Origin of the sequence: Zarconia navalis LEGE 11467 (assembly GCF_015207075.1) — a bacterium.
GTDB lineage: Bacteria > Cyanobacteriota > Cyanobacteriia > Cyanobacteriales > Geitlerinemataceae > Zarconia > Zarconia navalis.
The window spans coordinates 1-9,305 of the sequence record NZ_JADEXN010000170.1 but is presented as its reverse complement, the minus strand read 5'-3'; the positions used below and the strand labels follow the sequence as shown (position 1 = coordinate 9,305).

6 protein-coding genes and 1 pseudogene are annotated in these 9,305 nt (G+C 51.0%); 2 read left to right on the top strand and 5 right to left on the bottom strand.

The features are described 5' to 3' along the window. Positions 1-569: 569 nt before the first annotated feature. Positions 570-2,999 carry a CHAT domain-containing protein gene (locus IQ235_RS10795; RefSeq protein ID WP_264321474.1) on the top strand — a complete coding sequence of 810 codons (2,430 nt, stop codon included), beginning with the start codon at positions 570-572 and terminating at the stop codon, positions 2,997-2,999. Positions 3,000-3,080: 81 nt separating this feature from the next. Beyond that, on the top strand, positions 3,081-3,863 hold the full coding sequence (locus IQ235_RS10790) for a hypothetical protein (RefSeq protein ID WP_264321473.1): 783 nt from the start codon (positions 3,081-3,083) through the stop codon (positions 3,861-3,863). 130 nt (positions 3,864-3,993) lie between these two features. On the opposite strand, the gene IQ235_RS18920 is transcribed toward IQ235_RS10790, so the two are convergent. The 5 genes and pseudogenes from IQ235_RS18920 to IQ235_RS10770 all read right to left on the bottom strand — a co-directional run. Continuing rightward, a complete protein-coding gene (locus tag IQ235_RS18920) occupies positions 3,994-4,146 on the bottom strand; it encodes a DUF4278 domain-containing protein (RefSeq protein ID WP_405196662.1) in 153 nt (50 codons plus the stop codon). A gap of 609 nt (positions 4,147-4,755) precedes the next feature. Continuing rightward, positions 4,756-5,250: a protease complex subunit PrcB family protein gene (locus IQ235_RS10785; RefSeq protein WP_264321472.1), complete on the bottom strand. Its 495-nt coding sequence runs from the start codon at positions 5,248-5,250 to the stop codon at positions 4,756-4,758. 345 nt (positions 5,251-5,595) lie between these two features. Next, complete coding sequence (locus IQ235_RS10780) at positions 5,596-6,252, bottom strand: hypothetical protein (protein ID WP_264321471.1); 657 nt, start codon at positions 6,250-6,252, stop codon at positions 5,596-5,598. Between the two features lie 164 nt (positions 6,253-6,416). Beyond that, positions 6,417-7,112 (bottom strand): ribonuclease III, encoded by a 696-nt coding sequence (rnc, locus tag IQ235_RS10775; RefSeq protein WP_264321470.1) that lies wholly within the window; start codon positions 7,110-7,112, stop codon positions 6,417-6,419. A gap of 656 nt (positions 7,113-7,768) precedes the next feature. Continuing rightward, positions 7,769-9,305: pseudogene (locus tag IQ235_RS10770) on the bottom strand (hypothetical protein); the annotation flags it as partial.

Here is a 9,305-nt window from a genome sequence, read left to right as displayed (position 1 = left end):
GTATTGAATCAGGGTGCATCTACCATTACGTTCTCCTGCGCCTTACCCACCCCCTCCGGACATTTTTCAAGTTTTGCGTACCGCAATGTGAGTCATTCTCTCGAGGGGTGTAGTATGACCTCTGTTTCCTATTCTTCTAACTTTGTATCCTTTATGTGGTGAATGACTTACGAAGAGTTCAGACGACCCAAGCATTCTCAAACGAAAAAAGTGAGACAATATGAGTCGAAGAAATGTGGCTAAAATAATACTTAGTTCGTCCTGGTGCTGCTTTGTGCAGACCCTCGAGCGATCCGAACGATAACCCCAAGCTCGGTAAAGTACAAAACTTCAACAGAGTCTGCGGTACCTAGGTCGCAAATCTAGCTTCTGTTGCCACATTTGAAAAAAGACGATCGGGGTTGCTCGCAACTGGTTCCCGCAACGCCCGATCCAGTTCGGTTTCAAGATAACAATAGTTTCGTTGCCCGATACTCTGCATTACGCTAGAGAAGTAAGCCAAATTTGTCCCCGAGCGCGATGGGAGCTGATGGCAAGCGAGAACCCGCAGGAGTGCAAAAGACACAGTTGTGACTCAGGAATTCCATATCTCCGTCACCCCCGTTGGGGTCGATGAATATTTAGTCCGCACCGAGCATCCATTGCCCGGTGTTCCCGTTGCGGAAGAGCAAATAAGCTGGCCGCTGGATGAATGGTTGACGATCGCGCGTCAACTGATGAACGATCCCCTCTCGCAACTGCTTCAGGGAAATCCATCGCGTTTGGAAAATCCTGGGGAATCCACCGAAGACTCCGAGCAACCCACCCTCAACTTAGTCACCTTGGGGCGAGAACTGCACAATGCCCTATTTCAGGGCAGTTTGCGCGATAGCTGGATGATGGCTCAGGCGATCGCCCAAAATCAACGACAGAAATTACGATTGCGGTTGGGACTTAAGGGACATCGCTTGCCGCGCCTGCCGTGGGAAGTGCTCAACGATGGCTATCGCACCCTGGCAACGGGAACGGAGGTTCTCTTCTCTCGCTACTGGCCCACAACGAACGGTTTACCGGTTCCCCCGCTCCCCCCCCCGCCGACTTTGACCGATCGCATCTTGCGAATTTTAATGGTGGTCGCCGCGCCAACCGATCGCGAAAGTCTCGAACTTCGGCAAGAAGCCACGGAACTGCAAAGGGAACTCCACAGTCGATCGGATACGGGAAGTATCGCCGATATTCATCTGACTATTCTCGAACAGCCCGATCGAGCGACCTTAACCCACGCATTAGAACAGGGACAGTATCAAGTTTTACACTATGCCGGTCATAGCAATTTAGGCAATTCTGGAGGCGCAGTTTATCTGGTTAATAGCAAAACCGGAAGAGCCGAACCTCTCAGCGGAGATGATTTGGCTGGGTTGCTAGTCAATAACGGTATTCAGATGGCTGTTTTTAATTCCTGTCGCGGTGCTTACCTGCGCGCGGGGGAAACTCCGCCATCGGGAGAAGCAAACCTGGCTCAAGCTCTAGTCAAGCGAGGGATTCCGGCGGTTTTGGCAATGGCCGAATCGATTCCCGACGAGGTGGCACTTCACTTAACGCGGCTCTTTTACCGCAACCTCAACCAAGGACATCCCGTCGATTTGAGTTTGAGTCGGGCCAGGCAGGGACTTATTTCTTCCTATGGTTCCCATCAACTGTACTGGGCGCTGCCAGTTTTGTACATGCATCCGGCGTTCGATGGCTATTTGATTCGCAAGTCCGGATCGATCGATCGCGACGAACCGGAAGCGTTTTCTCCCCTAACTCCGATCGTCGCCCCAGTGGACTCGGGGACATCCATTGATGAAGTGGATCTCGAAGGGGCACTTCAAGAACTGGAATATCCCGATGTGATGGCTGGCGAAGAAGACGACGATGCCAAGGCAATTGTTGCGGAGTTGCTCGGCGAATTAACTCACCCGCCATCGCCAGAACCGCCCTCAGAAGTTGGAGATGTGGAAACGGAAGAGACTCCCAAACCTGATGAAGCGATCGAGTTGGAAAACGTTCCCCCTCCCTCACCCCTATCCGCACCCAGCATTGGTTCGGCAGTCGTTTCTACTCGCGAGGAGTCCGAGATGGTTTCCGAAATTGCTAAAGTACCCATCGATCCCACTCCGATACAGCCACCATCGAGGAAAAACTGGCTGCTTCCCCTGGCTGGGGCGATCGCGATCTTGGGTCTGGGAACGGTCATCTACCGACAACTTCCGCAGCCGGTTGCAACCTTACCGCCGCCATCAGAAGTATCTCCTACCCCAAATTCCCAACCCTTCAATGCCGATGCCTTAGCCAGCGGGGAAACCGGTGTCGTCACAAACACGGCGATCGAGCAATTTACAGCAGGAAACTTAAAGAATGGCGCGCTGGCGGTAGAAGCGCTACTCGATCGCAATGCTCTTCCCCAAGCCAAAGCTGCCCTGGATACTCTCGAAACTGTGCTGCCGGAATCCTTAAGCGACCATACCATTCTATTTCTTCAGGGGCGCATGGCATGGCAATTCATTCAAACTAGCGATACGAATACTAAGTTCGCTTTAGACGATGTCCGTCGGTATTGGGAAAGCAGCCTCAAAGCACAACCCAATTCCGTCCGCTATCGGCAGGCTTTAGGATGGGCGTACTACGCTCAAAATCAGTTCGATCGTGCCTATGAGAGTTGGGATTCGGCACGGACGACGATCGATCGGGGGGTGGCAGTAGATGAGAAAACCGGACAACCCATCGCCTTTGCCCCCAATTCGGAGATGGCATTACAAGTGGATGCGGGTTTGGCATTGGCGCTGATGAAATCCGCCCGCGCTGGGGGAAACATCCAAAAACAACCACAACAACTCAGCCAAGCCGTCGAACTGCGGCAACGGGTACTGACTGCCGCGCCGGCAACATTTTCAAGTACCGATACCCTAGCCAAAAATTGGCTGTGGGCGCAAGAAGCACTGCGTGATTGGCAAGCCCTGTTGCAATTGCAAGGCTAAGCAAAAACTGTCCCTCCCAGGTTCTTATTCCCGTTGAGTTCGGTCACGATCGAGACAGAAACGTTCTCAGAGGTGATGACGATGAACTCCCGAAACTTTAGTAATTTTATCGGCTTTACCGTGGGATTGGTTATCTTGATGTTGCTATCCTTTGGAGTTCTGCAATGGTTGCAGGTTCCTACGGGCAGTTTTCTCGATTGGGTTATCGGGGCGGCCAGTTTTTGGTGGTTGATGGCGATCGTCACCGTTCCCTGGAATATTCATTTCAGGGCGAAAGCGGTGCTTGCGGGTGCGGCAGAATCTCAGGAGAGAGGGATTGCTGTAGACGATCGCCAAGTGCAGTACACCAGCTTGGTGGCGCGGCGATCGTTTTGGGCGGCGATCGCCCTGCACGTCTTTTCGGCGGCGGGGTTGTACGCCCTCGCCGCCGCCGGAATCAGCGCGATTGGCTACATTAGTTCCGGGGCGACGCTGCTATTTACGGCGTTACGTCCAGCGGTGGCCTTCTATCAATATTTAACCGATCGGTTGAGCAATATCGGTCGTCAGTTTCGCTATCCCCGCGAAGATATTGTCGAAGTGCGCCATCGTTTGACATCTTTGGAAGACGTATGCGCTCGCCTCGAATTGCAACTCGATATCCATCGAGATGAGTCTTTTGCCGCGAGTCAAATTCGATCGATCGAGTCGGTACGGGGCGATCTATCTCGATTGGCAACCGCTCACGAAGACTTGCGCGCCACCAACCAAGCCGAACACGATCGCCTCGCGCGAGAAGCCCGAAATGCGATCGCCCAACTCACCACCGACGGTCAATTTCTCGATAACGTCCGGGAAATTATTCGCTTTTTCAAAACGGCATAATAATGCCGCTGTGCGATCGCTAAGATCGCAACCCAATACTGACAAAAAAGGACAGTCCCAAACGGAACTGTCCGTGAGATTTAAAATTGATGGAATAGATATACAACTACATTTATTCGTACGATCTCTCTCATACAGAATCGCTTCGGTTCGGCAACTTCAAAGAGACAGGGCGGCGAACGATATAGTTCGTTCCCCGATAAGTTGTCATGGTTTTAAACTCTAATGTATCGATTTTATGAGGGTTAGATGCGTAAGAGGCACGACGGTAGGAGGACTTCATTTCTGTTGCGTTGGAATGGCTTACCTTTCTATCTTTTGTATTTTTATACTGTTGTAGTGCGATCGAGATTTGCGTTTGAAGTGACAAAGATTAGCGGTGCTCTCGATGTAGATTACAGTCGTTTGAAGGAGAATGTGATAGTAGCCCCTACTATCACACACATTTTTCAAGGGCACTCCCTCAGATATATCTAAATGGTATATTGAGTCATGAATTTAAAATTCATCAATGTACGGCTGCGTCCCCAGTACAAAACAAGTTTGGCATTTTTTGGCACTGACAATCTAGAGAAAAGCTCTGGTTGCAAACTTCGATCGCCATTTGACTCCCACTGATAAATGGTTAGGCATTCTCGTGGCAATGACGGAGTATCGCCACATTTGAAAACTTCGATCGCATCTCCTTATACTGCACAAAATTTGTGTAATTTCGCCGAAATTGACCCAAACCATGAGAAAAAATCGGGATATTTTTGAACGAATTGACAGGGGTTTGGGAGGCTGATAAGCTTGATTTAATGGCGAAGCTATGTCTTTTTTTAGTACAAAAACCAAATATTTCTCAAATGTCGCTTCACACCCATTGCAGAAATATCCCGGACGGCATGACTTATTCATCGCACCCAATTTCTTCCCTCTCCCGGAAAAATTGAATGGGGAGATCGACAAGATCGACGATCGCCAGATGATAGGGTTGGGTGAATGCCATCGTCACCATGCCGCAAGTATGGGTTGTTTCTCGGTAGTAAATGGCCAGAGTTCCCGCTTCAATTTGTGCTGATTCGATTTCGATACCGTATCCGCCACTGTTGCGTTCCCCCATCCCCACCGCCACGATCGTCTTTTGGGTAAAGTCAATTTCGGGAATCGGCGGAATCGGGATTTGATTGCCGTGCAACTCTCTCCAAAAAGCATTCCAACTGTCTCGAGCTGAGATTACCCGTGCGAAGGGTTCGGAAATGCCGGAATAACTGCCGCGTTCGAGGGTTTCAAATGGCATCTGATTTTGGACAATATTTTGGGCGATCGTTGTTGCGGGGGCTGATAATGCACGATCGGGAAATAGTTGCCACAGTTGCAGAGCTGCGATGCTCGATATAACCAAAAGCGAGCCCCAGTTTTTCGCGATCGAGATCCGGTGTCGGGTCATATCATCCATGAGTTCGAGTCAATTGCAAACTTACGCGATATGGCTGATGACATATCGTTACTGACATGATATGTGAAAATATCCGCCAAATGGCTGATGACAGTCTGGGATCGATTGAGGTTATATATACATATACACCCTGAAACCAATACCGAGTCATGCTCCCACCGCTTACCAAAACTGGTGGGACTTTTTATTTGCAAGCAATCGACGTCGCCCACGGCGATCGGTTTCGGGGAATCGGGAGAGGGGAACCATCGCAATTTCCCCCTCTCTGTGCTCTCTTCTACATCCCTCAGATTAAGGACTCGACGTGGGAAGTGCTGGAGAACTTTCAGATTGCATTGCCGGTGCAGACTCCGGTCGCGATCGATCGAGGGTTGTCGAAACCAACGTGTAACCCAAATAAGCCGGGAGAGCGAGGGCTGCAATAGCCACGATCGCGCCCAACCAACTCAGCGGATTGGACTTAGAACCGTAATAAGAACGATAGGGATCGATTTTTAGATATTCCGATTCGAGAATTTGAGCCATGGCGATCGGACGCTTGAATCGAACGCGGCAATCGTCTAGCTTTTCGAGTAAAATCCAGCCGGCTTCTGCTTCCTCATCCCGCAGTTTTTGCAAGATCGTCGGATCGCGAAACAACTCCCGACTGGTCCGAACGATCTTATATTCCCAGCCGACGAGACGAGGATCGACCAAACCCTCGGGTTGTGGGTGGGGTGACGATTGCAGATCGCCGTTGGACTGGGCAATATCTGAGTGGGGTAACTGAGACTGGGGCAAATCCTCTTGCCAGATTTCTTTTTCCGTATTGTAGTGGGTCAAAAATTCTTCCTCCTCCTCATGGCTCTGCTTTGTCGCCTTTTGCTGCCAATACAGCCACCCTCCGGCGATCGCACCTTCAATACCCAAACTACCGACCAAGAGACTCCAGACTAAAATTTCGAGCATCGTTCCTTAAAGATTGAGTAGAGATTGGATAAGACTTGGATTGCCATATCTCTGCACGCGATCTGAGGCTTGGAGTCCGGAGCGATCGACAATCGCGCACCCTCGATCGTGCCTCGTATCTTACCATTTTGCGTCGGAGGAAAACCCGTACGAGTCACCCGAATCTAGAGCAACCCTAACTGTTTGAGGGCATCTTCGGCCGCCTTTTTCTCTGCTTCTTGCTTGCGGCGACCTTTGCCGCGTCCGTAAACCCGATCGTTTACCCGAACTTGGGCGACAAACTCTTTGGCATGGTCGGGTCCGGTTTGTTTGACAATAATATACTCGGGGTTTGGCTTATAGCTGTCGGGAAAGTGAGCGTGTACCCATTGCTGAAACAGGTTTTTGGAGTCGATGAAACTTTGAAGCGATCCTGAAGATTGAGAGTGCATCCTCTGCTCGACCAATGCTGTAAATACATCGCCAACGTAATCGCGCACCGCCTCAATACCCGCTTCCAAAAAATAGGCGGCAATGAGTGCCTCGAAGGTATCGCTAAGGATCGCGGGACTTTCGCGTCCGCCATCAAGTTCGGCCCCCCGCCCCAAACGAACGATCGCTCCAATTCCCATCTCCCGACCCAGTTGACCTAATTGTGTTTCATCAACCAGTGCCGATCTCGTCCGCGTGAGTTGTGCTTCGCTCATTTGCGGGTAGCGAGCATAGAGGAGTTCCCCCACCAGAAATCCCAATACGGCATCGCCGAGAAACTCCAGCCGTTCGTTATGAGTTTCGGTAGGATGCTCGTTGACATACGATCGATGGGTGAGTGCCAACTCGAGGAGTTGACTATCTCGAATGGGAGGCGGCAGATAAGACATTGAGGCGATACCCGTTTTAGGTTTTAGGTTTTAGGTTGCGCGATTTTAGATTTTAGATTCTTTTCCTTTCCCTTGACCGTCTGCGAGCGCAAGTTTTCGAAATGAGAGAGAAATCCTAGATCTCGATCGTTCGATAGATTTTTGGGGGACACCGTAAAATTAACTAAATTTTAACGATTGCCTCTGTAAATTTACGCATATAATCAGATCGCTCGGATATTGGTTTCAGGGTAAATACGCAAAAGCGACTCATTCAGAAACCATGGGTGACAAGTTAAGCAATTTGCTCCAATGTCAAGTTGACTGGTTTGAATCCTTCAACCCCAAATAGATAAAGGGTTTCAACGATATGACTCTTGTACGCGGGGGCACTTCGACAGGCTCAGTGACCGGGGGCGGCGTAACGCCCCCGGCGGGAGGGCGAAGCCGAAGGCGGAGGGTTGGGGGGAGACCCCCGCGCGTGCCGGGTTTTCAGTCGATTATTGCAAAGTTGACAAAGTGAATACCACCTTAACTTGTCACCCATGTTCAGAAACTGATGCGTTTTCGCACCCAATAAAGGAGATCGTATAGGTAAGATGCGATCTCTTTTCGCTTTGAGAAAGCTCGCCCAGACCGCAGGTCTGGGCGAGCTTCATTTCCCAATCTCCAATTTACTATTTCTGCGAATATTCCCAAATTTTCGTCTGGGCGAGGGAATACACCGATGTCTCGTAGGGGACTTCTTCCAAAAATGCGATCGCCTCGTTAATCTTACCCGCCCGCGCCCGATCGCTCGCTTGCTTTAACATCCATTTGGCGCGAATCTCCTGCTTTTGCCGATACTCTTCTAACTTGGGCCCGATACGATCGAAGGCTGCCGTACCCGAGGGCACCCGTTCTAGCGCCGTCAGCGCCCCGGTAAAATCATTTTTTCCCGCCAGTGCGTAAGCTTCTCGTACCGATTGATAGGCGATCGTTTCCTGCTGAAGGCGCTGTTTCTTCTGGTATTCGGAAAATTTGGGCTGTATTTTCGCGTACAGGGTCGTGTCGGGGGGAACCTCTTGCAGAGCACTCAGCGCCCCGTCAAATTCTCCCACAGCTGCGAGTCGGTAAGCTTCCTCCACCCACTGGTGCGCTTCCACCTCCCGTTTGATTTGCTGTTTCTCCTGGTATTCGGCGAGTTTAGGCTGTATTTTCGCGTGAAGTGCGGTTCCTTCAGGAACTTGTTGCAAGGCATCTAGCGCCCCGGTAAAGTCTCCTAAAGCTGCTAAATCGTAGGCATATTGTACCCATTCCCGAGAAACCGCCTCTCGTTTGAGTTGTTGCTGTTGCTGGTATTCGGCGAGTTTAGGTTTAATTTGGGTGTAGAGTTTGGTGCCTCGGGGGATTTGTTGCAGTGCTTGCAGCGCCCCAGCATAATCGTCTTGCGCGGCTAAGTCATAAGCTTGCTGCACCCACTGTTCCCCTTGGATTTCCAATTGGGCGAGGGAATCTTTCACCATGGGTTCGAGTTTTTGCTGCCACACGTCGAGATTGGGCATTTCGTCGGCGTGTCGCAATACCGCTTGCCATTCGCCCCGCGAAAATGACCGTTCGACTTCAACAAATTTGAAGCTAGCGGCTTGCCAATCTTTCTGCCACTGGGCGATGGTTTCCCGCGCTTCGATCGAGTTTGCCAGGATGATGGCTTGTTGGAAGTTTCCCGCCTCGTATTCTTGGGTGGCTTTTGCCAAGATTTCCGCTTCTTCCTGGGGCAAATCGTAGAGCATGTATGCCCCAGCGGCGATCGTCATCAGGTTCGCGGCAAGACCGACGCTGACTCCCGTCCACAAGACCGTAGCATAGCGAGATTTCCCTGGCTTGGGTAGCTGGGAGGTTTTGGCAATGCCCCCAGAGGATGAGGATGGCACGATCGAAGATGCCGCCACATCGATGACGGTGTTGCCATCAGCTTGAAGGCGAACGTTCGATCCGGCAGTCTCGGGAGAATTGAGCGCTGAAGCCAGCAGTTTGGGGACGGCATCGGGATCGACTTTGCCAACACCAGAAAGCACAACGGAACGATCGATTTTTTGGGGATCGTAGCTGGGGTTAGTTCGCGAAGATTCGTCGGGTAAAAATACGTCCATCACCGCAAACCAGCCGTCGGATTGCTGCACGATCGCACCTTGGACGGGTCGGGTTTTTTGGGATTTGGAGTCGGGTAAGTTG